Origin of the sequence: Pantoea sp. JZ29 (assembly GCF_035190385.1) — a bacterium.
GTDB classification, from domain to species: Bacteria; Pseudomonadota; Gammaproteobacteria; order Enterobacterales; family Enterobacteriaceae; genus Pantoea; species Pantoea stewartii.
The window spans coordinates 67,756-82,639 of sequence record NZ_CP045244.1 but is presented as its reverse complement, the minus strand read 5'-3'; the positions used below and the strand labels follow the sequence as shown (position 1 = coordinate 82,639).

The following is a 14,884-nucleotide window of genomic DNA, read 5'->3' as shown; positions in this document are numbered from 1 at the left end:
GATGACTCCGTGAATATGATTAGTGTCGGTTATTCACCGTCAGTAAACCGGCGATACCACCATGGGCGGCCGCTCAGACTTTTGCCGCGTAGAAGACGAACAAAGCGTGTCAGCATTTCAGTTACTCCCCAGCCAAACATTTTCACCACCCGAAATACGACGATGATGCCGCTGACAACATAGATGGTGTTCATGGTTGGGAAGCGGAACCAGAAGAGATAAAGCAGAAACAGCCAGGCGGGGATGCCGACGAAGTCCAGCGCGCTGCCGGCATACCGCCAGAAGCCCGGCGGATAATCCTCTTTTCTGAACACACTCATGCAATACCCTCCTCAAATTCGCGCCTCTGGCCTGGTGACATCACCACGGCCAGCTCGGATTCGGCGATACGACCTTCACGGTACAGGTGCCAGGCCTGGTCAACGATGCGGCGTTTCTCAAGACGGATAATGCTGTTGATGTCATGGCCCCACTGCGACCACGGCTTTGCGGCGAGCTTTTCGCGCAGGTAATAGTCGAAAAGAATAAATTCACGCACTGCAATGCGTTTACCGTCCGTGGTACGCAGCAACCTTTGAACAACCACGTACTGCAGCACACTCAGGAGTGACCACGCCATGGCATCCCGGCTTTCGTAGGGAAACTCGTTAATGAGTCGGGGGAACACGTCGCCCGGTGAGTTGATGTGCGTGGTGGAGAGCATCAGATGTCCCAGCTGGCCAGCGCGGATGCCCGCATCGATGGTCTCCCGATCGCGCATCTCCCCCACACCGATAACCGAAGGCGCCCGTCGCAGGTCAGCGCGGATGCCGGTCGCAAAGTCGGGAATGTCTTTGCCCACCTGCGACTGCAGTGGCGGCAGCACGTCGCCCTGACGCCCCAGGATGAACTCTATCGGATCCTCTTTAGTGGTAACCTTGCGATCGGGGTCCGTATCCAGACAATACCGGTAAGTGGATGCAAGCGACGTGCTCTTGCCCGAACCTGTGATACCGCCCCACAGTCCTATACCCTCTGACGGCAGAATGTTAGCCATCAGATCCGGCTCCAGCCCCAGACTTTCCAGCGGCGGAATATCAGACGGAATAACCCGTAGCGTCCAGCCAATGGTGCTGTCCTGACGTCCCGCCGAGCCCTGCAGCAGGTTCACGCGATAACGTATACGCTCGCCACGTTTCAGTCCCCAGCGACCGTTCATGTCGCCATCGAGTTGAATCGCGCGGTCAGACGGCACCCCACCCCGCACCAGCGGTCGCAACTCTGGGGTAAAAATCTCATCCATCAGCTTGGCCATCGTGTCGTCTGCTACCACGAAGGGGCTCGCCCTGAGCAGGCGGCCGTAGCGGCCCACCACGAAGTGGTTGTCGCCCTGCAGATGAATGTCGCTCACGTTGTTGCGCGCGCACCACACCATAAAGCCGCGCAGCGTGTCGGCATGAAGCCCACCGCCGAAATCATAAAATTCCAGGTCTGTGGCTGACATCAGTGCTTCTCCGTATTGATGACCGGCTTCCACTTCGCCTTATCGGTGACGAAACCGGCGCGGGATTCCAGACGACGTTCGCGGTCACCTGTAGTGAGTTTGTTACTATCGCCAGTGACCGTCTGCTGACGTTCTGTTACGACTGGCGCAGTGATAAGGTTCTGGCGGCGCAGCAATACATACTGGAGCATGCCGTTGTAATCACGCGTCAGGCGGTTGACGTTGGCCTCCAGCGTCTCATCGGCACTCTGGCGTCCCTCTGCCCATCCTTCATTTACCGCCGCCTGCCAGATGTCGCGCTGCACACCATTCTCCGGAATAAGTCCGCCCGCCGGTTCGTCCGGCGGCACAGTGCTGAGCCCGGCCATCAGCCAGCTGCGCCACGTCGGCGGGTTGCTGACGAAGCGCTCTGGCTGGATGATTTCGTAGACGTGGCTCGCGGTGCGGATCTGATCGGATGTGACGTGCGCCACGTCCACCGCCTCGGTGATGACTGGCGGCAGCCAGCCGCGGGCGCTGATGAGTGGGCGGAAGTCATAGGTAATGTCCAGCTGCTTCGCGCGCGCCTCCAGGTCACGGCGCAGCTCCCACGCGCGCTGCGCCTTGCCACCACGAAAACCAGTGGTGCGCCCGCCTTCGGTCAGCATCTGACGGCGGTTGTCGGACACGTCAGACGTGTCGCGCTTTTGCGGCGACAGGTAGGCTTCCGGCCCCGGAGGCGGTGCCCCGTCAGGCCCTGGCACGGAAGCCGCCCTGGTTAAGTGAAAACCCGCGCAGCCCGCCAGTAGTGCGGGCAGCAGCAGGACAAAGAGTCGGGCTTTCATCGTCTGCCTCCGCGACGCTCGGGAATAGCGCTCATGAATTCCATAACCATCTGCCCGGGATAGCGGCGCAACGTGGCGCGCCATGCGGTCTGCATTTCAATGATGCGCAGGAGGTTGGCGTAGGTGACGTACTGAACATCAATGTTCACTGGCAGTGGCAGACGAACACCGACATAACTGAATTCATCGCCACGAGCCCATGCCAGCGCACGAAGCAGTTCAATCGCATCCCCGTCCCAGCGTAGAGTTAAGCGATCGCTGTCCGACCGTATTTCTGCAACAGGTACGGGAGCATCGGTGTTCATGGTTCCCTCCATCCACAACTGCTGCCGCTGCATTGCCAGGCGAGAGGCTGACAGAGAAGACGCTGTGTTTGCTGTTTGGGTTTCGGTTCGGGAATTCATGACCGACTGACAGCCGGACAGCATCACGGCTGTCATGCAGACAGCCGGCAGGAAATCTTTCATATTTTCTCCGGTAAATCGCAGGAAATCGATGGGGTAGCTATTGGCTGTAGTGCTGCAGTTCCTGACCTGTCAGACGTTGTGTCTCTACAAAATCAAGTGCACTGAAATGGTTAAATTGAATCGGTAATGACAGGAATGTACTATTTGAAAAAAAAGGAGAACTAAATGCTTTCTTATTACCTTTCCCGCTACTGCAAGAGAATAAAAACTCTGAAAGCTAGGAATTTAGTTAACACAAAAGCACTGAGCAATAAGCGCATTAACGTTATTTTGCGTAAGGCCGGTTTTATTATTAATGGTTCACCTTATATTACAGCGCCCTTTTTTTTCGAGTTCGGGAACATAACAATTGAGGACAATGTGTACATTAACTCCGGATGTGTTTTCCTCGATAATGAGCTTATAACTATCGGTCAGGATTCACTCATAGGACCTAACGTAACACTGTCCACCGTCACCCACCCCGTTTCACCTGCGTCACGTAATGATGCTGTCATTAAAAAACCCATCATCCTCGGCAAAAACGTCTGGCTTGGGGCAGGGGTAGTCGTGTTACCGGGTGTTAGCATTGGTGATAACAGCGTCGTTGCAGCAAACAGCGTCGTTAATAAGGATGTTCCAGCTAACTGCCTGTATGCGGGCTCACCTGCTGTTTTCAAACGTAACTTATAAGCCCCACTCAGTTTGTCGCACACCACGCAACGGCCTGCATACATGAACCACCTGCAACACCTCCCCCGGTGAAAATCTGCCACCCTCCGTCTCCTGTAGGTTGATTGGCATCTGGGGAGTTCCACCCATCGCCCCCCCATCTGGAGAGAACATACCCACCTGAAAGGAGTACTTTACCAGCAGGGCAATAAACTTTTGAAAATGAATACTTTCCACATGCATCACCGCCGTTTACTGCCTGGAAATCCTTTAGCTTGCCAGGACCTTTCAATACACCATTAATACACGACAAAGGATTACCTGCACCATCTCGCGTAAAAAGCCCGTTTGGGCTGCAGCTTTCGCCTTCGCTATGAACCCCATCTAACTGAAGCGCATCTCCGGTTGAAAGCCTCCCATTGGCTCTTACAGATCCACCCTGCAACTGACCTCCGGTGTAAATGTTCTTATCATTAACCGAACGGACCCAGCTATTGTCAGACATATAAAAACCACCACCGTATGTTTCGTTGAGCCAGCCTTTACCCCCGCGCGTAATGATCCAGCCATTGTTGCTTCGGATGTCATTATTTGCAGTGATGCCGTTACTCGCATTCACGTTATTACCGGCATTAACATCACTGTTGGCTGTCACAGATCCTCCGGCAGTTACCTGCCCAGAGAATGCGCCGGTCGCCGCATTCACCGTGCCGCCGTTATTGATGTTGTTCCCGTTCATGTCAATCGCGGTATGCATACGATTCAGGTCCGGTCGTCCATTAACCTGATAGCGATAAAGCCTGTCGCTTTCATCTGCATCAGTGCCCAACGCGTCTGCAGAAAGGAATGCTGCCAGTCTGCCCTGCTGCGCGCTAAGACCATAGTCGGTGAGCCTGGCCTGCCATCCACCATCAGCACCAATAGCCATATTTGATGGCCAGATATAACCGCCCATGCCTTCGGAATCAGCCGCTATCTGACGCAAGCCCTTGTAAGGAATATCGCTTCCACCAGTTGTCAGTACAAATGCAACCAGTTGCCCGGCCTGCCCCGGGTCTTTAGCGATCGCCAGTTGATAGGCTTGTCCGCTGTCATTGGTCAGTGAAAATCCGGCAGGTAAATATCCCTGAGCCTTAAGTGTCGCGCCTGAGATCGTTACTGGCCCAGAGCCCACCTGATTTAAAAGCGTGTCACGGTTATCACGGATATAGCGTTTCCCCGCCTGCGCCACAAAACTGAGGTGAGAAGCAACCCCCGTCCAGACTTTTTCCTGCTGGTTCTCGGCATACCTGTCCATGGAGCCCGGTAAAACCATTAATACAATGGCTAACACCAATATGAGTTGCAGCAGCATACCGCCGCGATGCACTGAACGCGGTTTACGTAGCAAAAATTTCATCAGAGCACTCCGGCCAGTAGTTGGGGGAAGAAAAGGTATACGCCGCTGAGGTAACCAAACAGGGCTGGTGCAAAAGGTTTAGAGGTTTCCCGGGTCAGAATGGCGCACACGCAGCATAAGATGAGTCCTCCGGATGCTGCATAGCATGCACTTCTCCATGGCATCCAGGCGCACAGTCCGGCCATAAGATAGACGTCTCCCAGTCCCATGCGCTCCTTACGATGGCGATAGTTGGCAACCCACCTTACTGCTGCCGAAAGGCAGAACGCAGTTACGCTTGCTTTTAAGGCCTCTGGCCATGTCAGGACTGCTCCCGGCAGAGCAGAGGAAAGCAATCCTCCTGACCAGAAGGCAACCGTATAGCGCATTGGCAGCCACTGGCAGCGGAGATCTGTAAGAATCATGGGGACTGCAAACACTAACAATCCGACGCTACGCCAGACTGTGGTTGCTGACAGGCTGTCTGGGTATGTAAGTAACCAGCCGGTACAAATGAAGTAGACCAGTGCTACAGGTGCCAGCTGAAATACTGAAAGAGGAGGCCCCTTGAATGTATGTAAAAAGCGGCTTGCCCTGTAGGCCTGCAATACGAACAGCCCAGAGCAAACGGCTATCCATATCCCGAACGTTGCGCTGTCTGGAGATGAAGTCATTTAGGTGTTCCGGTGAAAGGTCAGCGACTGGCCAGATATTCGGCATAAACTTTGCGCGCATAGATCATGCGGCGAGCTGAGTTGTCATCGGCAAAGCCAGCGTTATAACTTCCGAGGCATTCCCAGGTAACACCACACACCTGCAGATGGCGCGCAAGAACCCATGCACCAACCATCACGTTCAGGCAGGGTTTAGTAAGCAGATCCTGCTCATTGTTAAGCACGCCCATGGCTCGTAATTTAGGCAATTGGGTAGAATTTATCTGCATCAGGCCGTAATCCCGGCTCGTGATACGCCCCTTCTTATCGCGGTTATAATTGATAGCCCCGGGGTTAAAGCGGCTTTCCACTTTGCTAATCGCGCGAAGAAGGAGGGGATCAATATGGTACCTTTCGCCAGCCTCTTTGTAGCAGAAGGCCAGTGCAGGCTGAGCAAATGTAAGCCAGAGCCCTGCGGCTAAAAGCAGGGACAGAAGTCTGTTCATAGTGCGTAATCCACCCTGTAAGATGCCGGGGTTATCCCCCGGCTTTTCATCAGGTATTACTGGTAAACACGATTGTGTTAGTCCCGTCAGAACCACTGTTAGCGCTACACTGAGAAACGGCAACGGCTGCACTTACCACACCACTGGTCACAGAACCGTTAATAGTGGTTGATGCGACGTTATTGGCTGTGCTGAGCTTTTGAACCATTTGTGAGCAGGCTTCAACCGGTACTTTCATGTAGGTCAATGAAAAGGCCGTGTTCTGTCCGCCGCTTGTACTGACTGGCTGAACAGTCACTGCCCCACCCCAGGTGTTATTCAGGGAAGCACTTCCCGATGCTTTGGTTCCGATAACAGCCATACTCCCGGGTGCGCCACCAAATTTTATAAGTGCTCCGGTCATGTCCGACGCACCACTGAACTGATAAGCGCCACCGGTTTTCAGCATTCCTCGGGCATTAGTCATAATCGCGCTGGCATTAGACATTTCCTCGGAATAATCCGTAGAGTTAAAAAGACCATTTCCGGAGCCATATATAGCGACCAGGATAACCATTGAAATAGCGCTGACGATAATAGCTTCAGGCAAAGTAAGAGCCCCTCGGTGAACCGAAGGGCGTTTCAGAGATAGAAACATGGTGGAACCTCTTTTGGGTGAGTAATTTAACGATTACTGATGATGCTGTTCAGATCTTGAGTTGCTATGAAGGTAAGCAGGAGATAACCGGCTGTAACGAGCATGCCTGCCAGCTGAAACAATGTGCAGACACGTTTGATGCGGCTTATGGATTTTTTCAGCCACATACGCGCAAAGTTTTCAATGTTGTCCTCACCTCCAGGGCCAGAAGTAAGCATGATGAGACGGTCAATCGCCTCACGCGATGGAAAAGCATATCCGCTGTCAGCCAAAGCAAGCCCCAGATGTTTTCCTTTAGCAACCTGACGTTTGGTGGCAACAAGTCGCTCATACAACCAGGGAGGAGCATGCCTGCTGAGTTTATCCAGTGCATCTTCAGTTCTGACCTGAGCACGCAGTAGAGCGCTGAGATTCAGTAAAAATGACACCCCCTGCATTTCTCGGTAGAGACTCCATGGAAAAATATGGTCCAGGAATTTGCTTCTGACATAGCCGGTCAGCCGGGGAAGCGACCATATAACCCAGGCAGTAAATGCAAATAAACCTGCACCTAACACGTAGCGGTTATCCACGAAAAAATTTGTAAGAGAGCCCAGCCACCAGAGTGATCCCACCCAGTTTTCTACAGGGCTGAGTTGCATAAGACGCGGCAGAAAACGGTCATGCACCATTTTCATCATGTAAAAAGTGCCTGAGAGCAACATCACCGGATAACTGAGGTTAGCCAGCGCGGTGACTTTCATTTCTCCAATGCCTTTTACAACTTCGATAGCTCTTAACAGGGCCCCACGCAGATCTTTCGCTTCCCGCCCGGCTCTGAGAATGGTCATTTCTTGCCTGGGAACCCACCCCTCCAGTCCCCCATCCAGTCCACGCCCACGTTTCAGTGCATGGCTTATGTCTTTGAGGCACAGCAGTAAGGGGTCGTTTTTACGACGCCGGCTGCGCTGCATGCCAGCGACAGCGTCTTCCGTCTTTTGATTATTCTCAAGTAAAAAGGCCAGATCCTCATATAAAGTCGTGCGGTCACTGGTGCCGAAGGTTTTTTTTGCAATCCAGCGGCCCAATCCATCGGAACGGGCTGTTCCTTTTGCCATTGAACCTTTAAATCGTTCCCGCAATAACCGGATAAGATCAGTCATACATACCCTCTCTGCAGTATCAGTTGCAGTTCATCAGCAGGCAGGATATTCAGATCGTCGTCGTCGAGAGGACTGAATTTATCGGAGTCAATGGGGTCAACTAAACCTGCAGCAATGTAGCGTTTGAGATGCATACCGCGGGTAATGCCGCTCATGTGATGAACCCAGTAGCTGCGCGCGACAAGCTTACTTCGCTCCCGGTAAAGCTGCATGAAACGGGCATCTGGTCGAATAACTTCAGCGATGACTTTACGCCCTGTAATACCATGCCAACAGCCAGGAGCGGTGCAGCCATCATGATTACGGAATGCAACGGTCTCAAGGTCGCAGTGAGCTTCAACAAGCTCACGGTCATCTTCAGTGAGATGATCCCTGACGTCTTCCCATTTCTTTTTGCATGAAGGGCAAAGTATTTGCACAAGACGCTGTGCGATGAGGCCTATCACGACCTGGGGGTCCATTACCATGCCTGGAGCAATCCCGAGGGTATCTGTAAGGCGATCAATAATGCCGGTGGCATCATTAGCGTGCGTGGTTGTCTCCACAAGAGTGCCACTCTTCGCTTCACTGATACTGGCGTTGGCTGACCAGGTATCCCTTATTTCACCAACCACCGCGGCGTTGTAATCGAGTCGCTTAAGCGCGGCAAGGCGACGTTGCCAGGCCCGCGTTACTGATTCCGGGTCATTGCGGTCAGCAATGATAGTGGTCTGAACAGCACCTTTAACTTTTCCTTCAACAGGATCTTCAACAGTAATCAGCCTCCGTTTGCCTTTAGTCTCTTCAATATACATCTGGCAGAACGTACGCATCGTTGTGCTTTTACCGGAGCCTGTGGGGCCCGCAGTGATCATGATCCCTTCTGGTCGCTTAAGCATCCGGCGAATGAGTTTCTGCTGTTCTGGCAGGTAACCCAGCACATCGAGTGAGGGGATATCGTCGCTTTCATCAAGAATGATACGGAGCACCACGTAGAGACCCGACTCAGTTGGTACAGCCGAGTAACGGGCTGCATAGAGACCGATATCCTTCACAAACTCGTTACGTAGCCGTCCATCCTGCTCATCACTGGCACTGAACTGCTGTGGCCCGCTGTCGAACATGGACATGACGATCGTTGAAGCCAGACTCATGCCTTCATCGAAGGTAAGCTCCGACTGCAGCTCCAGATCACCATGGACCCGGAATACCATCGCCGTAACGTCCCCTACCCCAATAAGCATGTGCAAATCTGATGCGTGAGCTTCACCCGCTCGCCCCATGTATTCCACCACTTTCCTTTGCTCAGGAGACCAGTCTTCTGAGACGATAAGCCCTTTTCGACCCGACTGAAGTTTTCGCAACTCACTCAGGTGGACAGGTTTCAAATCGATCTCAGGGCGGGTCCTCATCGCACGGGCGATTTCAGACATAACAGCAGGGCGGGTTCGGTGTTCATTTGATACATAAAGCCTTTCCTGTCCCTGAACACTCTCATCCAGATATAACCAGCTGACACTCTCTTCACTAAACTCCATCGGTATTACCCCACAAAGGCCAGAGAGATGAGTCCTTTATCAGGACTACTGACGGTTACTTCACTGAAAGTGATTTTTGCCACCGTCCAGGAGGTTCCCGGTATGCGGCTTCCTGCCTGGACACGCACCTGGTTACCGCTATCGAGCTGTAAAGTGGCTGAAAGTTGCTGCCCGCCGGATATCTCGACAATAAGCGGCAGCGTTTTGCTCTCCTGTGCCGGTTTGGCTGAGGACGTATCCTTCAGCGCGGTAGCTGCCGGTTGAGGATTGAAGGGCGCACCCAACACTGCGTCATATCCGTTTTTCTGCAGTTCGTTAAGCGCCTTGGCCTGCGCAAGTTGTGCTTCGTACAGCAATGTCTTGGCCTGAATATCCTCAAGCCTTCCCATACTGTTGTCCCGACTGAGAGTACCGGGCTGAGCTGCTGCCGGCGCAGGTGCTGCTTCAGTAGCCGGATTGTGCATCTCATTTTGCCCCGGTCTGTTCACATCCTGCTGGCTGGCGGTGACCAGCTGGCTGGTCATCAGCGCGGACAGCAGCAGGTAACGCCACTTATTTCTCTGCATAGAGCATTCCTTCGAGGGTATAGGTCAGCCGGCTGCTGTGCAGTTCGGCTTTGACAGAACTCAGCCGCAGCCCGTTGCCTGGAAAACGCGAGGCATCAAACAGCCTGTCAGGCGGGATATCGGTAATGAACGTGAAGGTGTATTTCTTCCATGGAAGAGGAACGCTTTCATTGCCAACGTTTTGCACCAACAGTGAAGGCTCACTGAACCGCAGACTTGCCCGAAGGCGCTGCGCGTAGCTGGTCATCCTTCGAAGCTGTTCGTCACCCGGCAGCAGCGCCTCTGGCGCAGAGGAAATAAAGTGAACATCTTCTTTGAACGAGGCGTCATCTGACGGGCCAGGCATATTAAAAAAAGCCTGTTTCGCCGGCCCGTAGAGCTGCGGCAGCCGGGCGGCAAAATCTCCAACCGTCCCACCATCCGGGAGCGCATAGTGAAGCGTCATTTGCCCGGAGGACTCACACGTAGCTCTGCTGAAAACCCAGCCTGCTATAGACAGGGGTGCTTCACGCCATTCTTTCACACAGGCATTGAGCATTTCTGAAAAGTCAGGCATGCCGCCCCAGGGCTTTTTAAGGCTCCCGGGTCTCAATTCTGCCGCTTCTCGCGTCCGGATTAACTCAGCCTGAACCCATGCGTCGTGTTCTGCCTTTTTTTTGGCCTCAAGCAAATAGTTGCCGTACCAGACTGCAACCGCCCCCACCAACATCAGCATGACGACCCAGGTTGTCGTACGGTCTTCTGTTTTAAGCAACCTGGCCTGTTTTGGCACTGCAGTCGGGAGCAGCGCTGCAAGAGGTTCCTTTCGGGCTTCAGGCTTGGCCATGAGGCCGTCAGGATCAAATACCGTCCATCCGGATGGTGGCGCAGGGGAAGTCGCGCAGAACCGTTCCGCAGCTCTGATGACCGTTTCAGCATTCCCCGTGACGTCGCCATAAGGAGAAGGATGGCCGCCTGTTACAGCCATGAACCAGCACAGCCCCCCTGGAAGGATAAATACCCCCCAGCAGTCAGCTGGCACGTTCCCGAGCAAGGCCACAGCCAGTGAAGCCGGACGCTTACCTTTAGGAATGGGCAGGGCTTCACTGGACAGACATCCTAACCAGGTCCCTGGATCATCAGTGGTTCCACCGGGCAACGCCAGCCAGTGACCTGCATACATGTCCCGGGCCTCAATGCGCATACGCCGGCGCCCACGAACAGACACCCAGTGCCATTGCAAGCCTGCCACAAGTACAAATTTACCCACGGGGACGAAGCTTACTGCATCCTCTGTCTTCATTTCTGACGCCATAATGTCTCCTTAGCCCAGCACCACAGGCGTAACGAGGATGATGAACATGCGTCGGCTGTCGTCGCCGCGCGCGCCACCACCCAGACCAAAGAAGCTGTAGCTGCCTGTACCCTGGCGATTGGCCGAGTCGCTCAGTTGCTCATAACCGCTCAGCACCAGTGTCTGGCCTGACTGCATAATGACGCGCTGAACAATCGTCTTAGGTGTGGTTCTGGCGAGTTGCGATTTCTGCGTGCCAGACGTGAAGTCCGTAAAAACGGGGTCTTCTGACATGCTGATGGAAAACTCCAGTTGCATCTTCGGCGAGTTCGGGAACAGCAGCGGCAGCGCTGTCATGTTAAAGCCGGTGGTGATAGTTTCTTTGGTAATGGAGGTACTGGTTCCGACGTTCGCCGTCTGACTGGTGCTGATGTTTGGTACGTAGTCCTGCTGTATGGCGTTCTGAACGGGAACAGCAGACAGGTTGGTGGTCAGCGCAGAAGCTGTGGTTACCACGCTGAGCTTCGCCTGCTCGTCCAGCGCTTTCAGGAACATCTGAGTACCCTGTCCCTTACCGTCCAGAATGGCCATGCCGCCGCTCAGCGCATCAGAGGCTGCCCCAGTGAACGGGCTGGTCAGGGACAGGCCGACACTGCCAGTGTTCAGTACCGCGTTCCAGTCGATACCCAGCTGGTTCTGGTGTCGGTTCACCACGCTGTAGACCTTCACCGAAATCATCACCTGACGGTTAAGCTCACGGTTACGATCGTCTATGTAGCGTCCAATGGCATCCAGTACGCGCGGTGTATCGGTCACCGTCAGCACGCCGGCAGAGAGATTCTGACGCCCGGAGCCCGGCGTCAGCATCGACTTCACCGTGTTATCTACGTCTTTAAAGATGTTGGATTTAATGGTTGCTGTAGTGGTCTGACTGGTGCTGTTATCGCCAGTACTGTTCCCGCCGCTGGCGGTAGAGCTCGTGGTGCCACTCACCGTTTTCGATGCGAAGCTTGCGTCACTGTCCATGAAGTTAATGGCGAAGTTTCGGGTATCGAGCCAGAAAATCGCTATGTGGCCATATTCATAACGCCACGACAGCCCGAGACGCGTCGTAACGTTATCTAGCAGCCCACTCAGAGAGCCGTTCCAGTTGACGCCCCGAAGGCCTCCTTCACTCTGGGGGACAGCGACAGGGCGAGTACTGGCCTGTCCCATAGAGGCCAGAGGGACCATTCCACTCGCGTCAGGAGACGGCAACGGGCCGCTTATTTTCTCTGTCTTACCGCCTGAATCACTGCTGCCTGCCAGAGTGGCCTGAGCGTCTGGAGTGACAACTACAGGGATACGGCACTGATCGGTTATGAATGAACTGACATAGGCCAGAGAAACCATGCCTGGTCTGTTAATCCTGACCACACACGGTGGAAGTTCTGACCGCTGGCCAGCGACTCCGCCAAGCGGAACCGGATTGATCCACTGTGATGATATTTCCCGCACGACCTGGCCGCTGTCCAGTGCGCGCTTGTACGAATCGGCCTGCGCCTCATGAACTGCTGCTCTTTTTTGAGTTGCATCTACCCGCTCAAGCGTACTGCATCCGCTGACGAGAAAGCACAATGCCACCGTGAGCAACGTGAATGGCTTTAAAGGTTTCATGACTGTTTAGCCCTGATAGAGTTGGAAAACTTAGCTGTATCAATTGCGTTCGCCTGAATTGCCTGAATTCGCTTCAGCGTCGCCAGCCCGTTACAGCCAATACTCGAGGTATGTATAAGATGCCCGGACAGCACTGCATCCAGAGCCTCCAGATACATGTCGGCGTGTCGAGATACAGGGGCATCGGCCCTGTTGAGAACTTGATTCATGAGGAACTCCGGAAGCCGCATCGCAGCCTTGAGGAAATTAGTTAACCCATACCACGCTGGATTCGGCTATCGCGTCTGGGACACTGATTTGCATATCGATACCGTTGCTGTCCAGTAACCGACGCGATGCAACGCGTCCGACAAGGGCAGACTGGCGGGTTTGGGTAAGTAGCGCGGACATCAGTCCGGGTTGGCCGGCTCGCCAGACAAAAGTCCTGCCGCCGTAGATAAAGTTGTTAAGGCCCGGGACGCTGTTCCAGCCAGTAAGCTGAGCATCGCTGACACTTTGATTGTCTGCGCCGGGATTATCGTAGCGCCAGTCATTGATACGGTTCATGTATCGCACCATCTGCGTGGCCTGAATGCTCAGCGTCTGATCCTGAATCTGTCCTGCCTGCTGAACAGCCCGCTGCTCTGTTGACGGACCAAAGGCAAACCACCCTGCAAACAGAACAAGCAGCCAGTACATGATCATCAATGCACCTCCTTATCGTCCACGGACACCACGCACTGCTCTGAACGCGTTCCTGCGTACAGAGGAACTTTTGCGGTGCCATAAAGCGTGAAGAGTCCATTCAGCATTTCACGGAAACTTCCGTCAAAACTGAGTGGTGCATCTATCCGGTAATTCACCGGCGTGGCCCATGCAACTGTCCAGTATTTGATACCAGGAACACTGCAGGGCTCACTGGCCGCTTTACTGAAAAGCCAGTCCTTCAGTGTGACACCAGGTTCTATCTGCCAGTGACGAACGGGAAATGGTGCTTTGGCTGGCATTACCGGCGCCTTGACCAGCTCGTTCGGCGCGCCTGGCTTCGATGCAGTGGTTGTTTTTTCCGCAGCATGATCATCATGGAACGGGTTACGTCCTCTTACCGGCTTTCTGCCAGGCGTGGCAGATACAGCAACCCCCTTTATCGGTGGAGAAGCTGGCGGCACTGCAGGAGAGATAACTTTTCCAGCGGACTGAGCATGCTGCACGGGTTCGATGGTAATAGTTTTATTTTTTGCATTTATCGTCGCTTTCAGTCCGCGAGAGGCCAGCATTTTGTTGACGACGAATGGCCAGCGATCGTTGCCGGTCCATTGCCAGAGCTCCGGTGTGTCAGGTTTAACATCCGGACTGAATTCCACCTTATTTTCTGACGGTACAATTTTCCTGAGTGCAGTCCTCAGCGTTGGTGCCGCGCCATTCAGCCTGACAAAACCGTCTGACTGAACTGGTGCGGGCTGTTTCTGAGGGAGCGCCTTTGGAAAGATACTGCTTTTCGGATCTGAAGTTCCGACCAGACCTGAAGGTACCGGAAGCGCAGAAGATAAAGATGAAGCAGACTGAGGTCGAATAGCTGTGGGGCCGGTCTGATATACACGATACTGCATCGCCATAATGTCAGCAGAACTACGTGTGAGCAGACCGTCAACCTCATTGCCTGATGGAGTGCCGGGAACAGTGGTTGGCGAAGCACAGCCGGCCAGCAGCAGAGCCGATAGCAGCCCTGCCCGTTCGGTAAATGACATAGTGAAGACTCCGGATAGCAGGGAAGATACGGCTTGCTGGAAATGACAGGTAAACTGGTCGCCACTACCGTAGTGGCCACGCCCATGCCCTTGGGTGCGCGTCGCGTTGTTGCCGCTGATAACCGGTGCGCGTCTGGCCGTCGCGCTGCTTTACCGGCACACCTTCTTCTACTTTATTAACCCTCACCAGCGTGTGGTGCAGTTCGTACCTGCATCTGGCTCCATCGGGGAATTCGGGGCAGCATCATTACTGCAGCATTGCCTTACGACTGCGGTCTGACCGTATTACTGCTTCATGGGGTGCTACTCCGTGTTGAAAAGGGTGTCATGGTGCCGGGTGCCTCCCGGTGTCCCGTGTAAACCAGCAAACCCGTGACAGAGACGTTAGAGTTGACGAAAAATGA

The 14,884-nt window shown here is 54.0% G+C and carries 17 protein-coding genes; 1 reads left to right on the top strand and 16 read right to left on the bottom strand.

Annotation, left to right across the window (positions count from 1 at the left end; genetic code table 11):
• Window positions 1–29: 29 nt before the first annotated feature.
• Genes GC090_RS23235 through GC090_RS23220 form a run of 4 tightly spaced genes read right to left on the bottom strand, consistent with a single transcriptional unit; the run spans window position 30 to window position 2,774 of the window.
• Window positions 30–320, bottom strand: a complete 291-nt coding sequence (locus tag GC090_RS23235; protein ID WP_029571110.1) for a hypothetical protein — start codon at window positions 318–320, stop codon at window positions 30–32.
• Window positions 317–1,483 carry a plasmid transfer ATPase TraJ gene (gene traJ, locus GC090_RS23230; protein ID WP_324022305.1) on the bottom strand — a complete coding sequence of 389 codons (1,167 nt, stop codon included), beginning with the start codon at window positions 1,481–1,483 and terminating at the stop codon, window positions 317–319. Before traJ ends, GC090_RS23235 begins: the two co-directional genes overlap by 4 nt.
• Window positions 1,483–2,307 carry a type IV secretory system conjugative DNA transfer family protein gene (locus tag GC090_RS23225; protein ID WP_324022304.1) on the bottom strand — a complete coding sequence of 275 codons (825 nt, stop codon included), beginning with the start codon at window positions 2,305–2,307 and terminating at the stop codon, window positions 1,483–1,485. Before GC090_RS23225 ends, traJ begins: the two co-directional genes overlap by 1 nt.
• Complete coding sequence (locus tag GC090_RS23220; RefSeq protein WP_324022301.1) at window positions 2,304–2,774, bottom strand: DotD/TraH family lipoprotein; 471 nt, start codon at window positions 2,772–2,774, stop codon at window positions 2,304–2,306. The genes GC090_RS23225 and GC090_RS23220 overlap by 4 nt, the downstream gene beginning before the upstream one ends.
• A 165-nt stretch (window positions 2,775–2,939) precedes the next feature.
• Here GC090_RS23220 and GC090_RS23215 point away from each other — a divergent pair, with 165 nt between their 5' ends.
• Entirely contained in the window at window positions 2,940–3,446 is a 507-nt protein-coding gene (locus tag GC090_RS23215) for a sugar O-acetyltransferase (protein ID WP_324022299.1), read from the top strand.
• 7 nt (window positions 3,447–3,453) lie between these two features.
• On the opposite strand, the gene pilV is transcribed toward GC090_RS23215, so the two are convergent.
• The 12 genes from pilV to GC090_RS23160 form a co-directional block, all read right to left on the bottom strand.
• Window positions 3,454–4,824, bottom strand: coding sequence for a shufflon system plasmid conjugative transfer pilus tip adhesin PilV (gene pilV, locus GC090_RS23210; protein ID WP_324022297.1), 1,371 nt, complete (start codon window positions 4,822–4,824; stop codon window positions 3,454–3,456).
• Window positions 4,824–5,477, bottom strand: a complete 654-nt coding sequence (locus tag GC090_RS23340; protein WP_416381895.1) for a prepilin peptidase — start codon at window positions 5,475–5,477, stop codon at window positions 4,824–4,826. Before GC090_RS23340 ends, pilV begins: the two co-directional genes overlap by 1 nt.
• A gap of 20 nt (window positions 5,478–5,497) precedes the next feature.
• Window positions 5,498–5,962 (bottom strand): lytic transglycosylase domain-containing protein, encoded by a 465-nt coding sequence (locus GC090_RS23205; RefSeq protein WP_324022295.1) that lies wholly within the window; start codon window positions 5,960–5,962, stop codon window positions 5,498–5,500.
• A 49-nt stretch (window positions 5,963–6,011) separates the two neighbouring features.
• Entirely contained in the window at window positions 6,012–6,551 is a 540-nt protein-coding gene (locus GC090_RS23200) for a type 4 pilus major pilin (RefSeq protein WP_324022293.1), read from the bottom strand.
• 74 nt (window positions 6,552–6,625) lie between these two features.
• Entirely contained in the window at window positions 6,626–7,741 is a 1,116-nt protein-coding gene (locus GC090_RS23195) for a type II secretion system F family protein (protein WP_324022291.1), read from the bottom strand.
• Window positions 7,738–9,258: an ATPase, T2SS/T4P/T4SS family gene (locus GC090_RS23190; protein WP_324022289.1), complete on the bottom strand. Its 1,521-nt coding sequence runs from the start codon at window positions 9,256–9,258 to the stop codon at window positions 7,738–7,740. Before GC090_RS23190 ends, GC090_RS23195 begins: the two co-directional genes overlap by 4 nt.
• A 5-nt stretch (window positions 9,259–9,263) precedes the next feature.
• The gene (gene pilP, locus GC090_RS23185; RefSeq protein ID WP_128392598.1) at window positions 9,264–9,824 is read right to left on the bottom strand and encodes a type IV pilus biogenesis protein PilP; all 561 of its coding nucleotides are present in this window, start codon (window positions 9,822–9,824) and stop codon (window positions 9,264–9,266) included.
• Entirely contained in the window at window positions 9,811–11,118 is a 1,308-nt protein-coding gene (pilO2, locus tag GC090_RS23180; RefSeq protein WP_324022287.1) for a type 4b pilus protein PilO2, read from the bottom strand. The genes pilP and pilO2 overlap by 14 nt, the downstream gene beginning before the upstream one ends.
• A gap of 9 nt (window positions 11,119–11,127) precedes the next feature.
• Entirely contained in the window at window positions 11,128–12,753 is a 1,626-nt protein-coding gene (locus GC090_RS23175; RefSeq protein WP_324022285.1) for a PilN family type IVB pilus formation outer membrane protein, read from the bottom strand.
• Window positions 12,750–12,962, bottom strand: a complete 213-nt coding sequence (locus GC090_RS23170; protein ID WP_324022284.1) for a hypothetical protein — start codon at window positions 12,960–12,962, stop codon at window positions 12,750–12,752. The genes GC090_RS23175 and GC090_RS23170 overlap by 4 nt, the downstream gene beginning before the upstream one ends.
• 37 nt (window positions 12,963–12,999) lie before the next feature.
• Complete coding sequence (gene pilM / locus GC090_RS23165; RefSeq protein ID WP_324022282.1) at window positions 13,000–13,437, bottom strand: type IV pilus biogenesis protein PilM; 438 nt, start codon at window positions 13,435–13,437, stop codon at window positions 13,000–13,002.
• A complete protein-coding gene (locus tag GC090_RS23160; protein WP_324022280.1) occupies window positions 13,437–14,480 on the bottom strand; it encodes a TcpQ domain-containing protein in 1,044 nt (347 codons plus the stop codon). The genes pilM and GC090_RS23160 overlap by 1 nt, the downstream gene beginning before the upstream one ends.
• Between the last annotated feature and the right edge of the window lie 404 nt (window positions 14,481–14,884).

Bases quoted from the DNA above. Each gene is read 5' to 3' on its own strand.
- GC090_RS23235 (WP_029571110.1), bottom strand. From the start codon at position 320: ATGAGTGTGTTCAGAAAAGAGGATTATCCGCCGGGCTTCTGGCGGTAT.
- traJ (WP_324022305.1), bottom strand. From the start codon at position 1,483: ATGTCAGCCACAGACCTGGAATTTTATGATTTCGGCGGTGGGCTTCAT.
- GC090_RS23225 (WP_324022304.1), bottom strand. From the start codon at position 2,307: ATGAAAGCCCGACTCTTTGTCCTGCTGCTGCCCGCACTACTGGCGGGC.
- GC090_RS23220 (WP_324022301.1), bottom strand. From the start codon at position 2,774: ATGAAAGATTTCCTGCCGGCTGTCTGCATGACAGCCGTGATGCTGTCC.
- GC090_RS23215 (WP_324022299.1), top strand. From the start codon at position 2,940: ATGCTTTCTTATTACCTTTCCCGCTACTGCAAGAGAATAAAAACTCTG.
- pilV (WP_324022297.1), bottom strand. From the start codon at position 4,824: ATGAAATTTTTGCTACGTAAACCGCGTTCAGTGCATCGCGGCGGTATG.
- GC090_RS23340 (WP_416381895.1), bottom strand. From the start codon at position 5,477: ATGACTTCATCTCCAGACAGCGCAACGTTCGGGATATGGATAGCCGTT.
- GC090_RS23205 (WP_324022295.1), bottom strand. From the start codon at position 5,962: ATGAACAGACTTCTGTCCCTGCTTTTAGCCGCAGGGCTCTGGCTTACA.
- GC090_RS23195 (WP_324022291.1), bottom strand. From the start codon at position 7,741: ATGACTGATCTTATCCGGTTATTGCGGGAACGATTTAAAGGTTCAATG.
- GC090_RS23190 (WP_324022289.1), bottom strand. From the start codon at position 9,258: ATGGAGTTTAGTGAAGAGAGTGTCAGCTGGTTATATCTGGATGAGAGT.
- pilP (WP_128392598.1), bottom strand. From the start codon at position 9,824: ATGCAGAGAAATAAGTGGCGTTACCTGCTGCTGTCCGCGCTGATGACC.
- pilO2 (WP_324022287.1), bottom strand. From the start codon at position 11,118: ATGGCGTCAGAAATGAAGACAGAGGATGCAGTAAGCTTCGTCCCCGTG.
- GC090_RS23175 (WP_324022285.1), bottom strand. From the start codon at position 12,753: ATGAAACCTTTAAAGCCATTCACGTTGCTCACGGTGGCATTGTGCTTT.
- GC090_RS23170 (WP_324022284.1), bottom strand. From the start codon at position 12,962: ATGAATCAAGTTCTCAACAGGGCCGATGCCCCTGTATCTCGACACGCC.
- pilM (WP_324022282.1), bottom strand. From the start codon at position 13,437: ATGATCATGTACTGGCTGCTTGTTCTGTTTGCAGGGTGGTTTGCCTTT.
- GC090_RS23160 (WP_324022280.1), bottom strand. From the start codon at position 14,480: ATGTCATTTACCGAACGGGCAGGGCTGCTATCGGCTCTGCTGCTGGCC.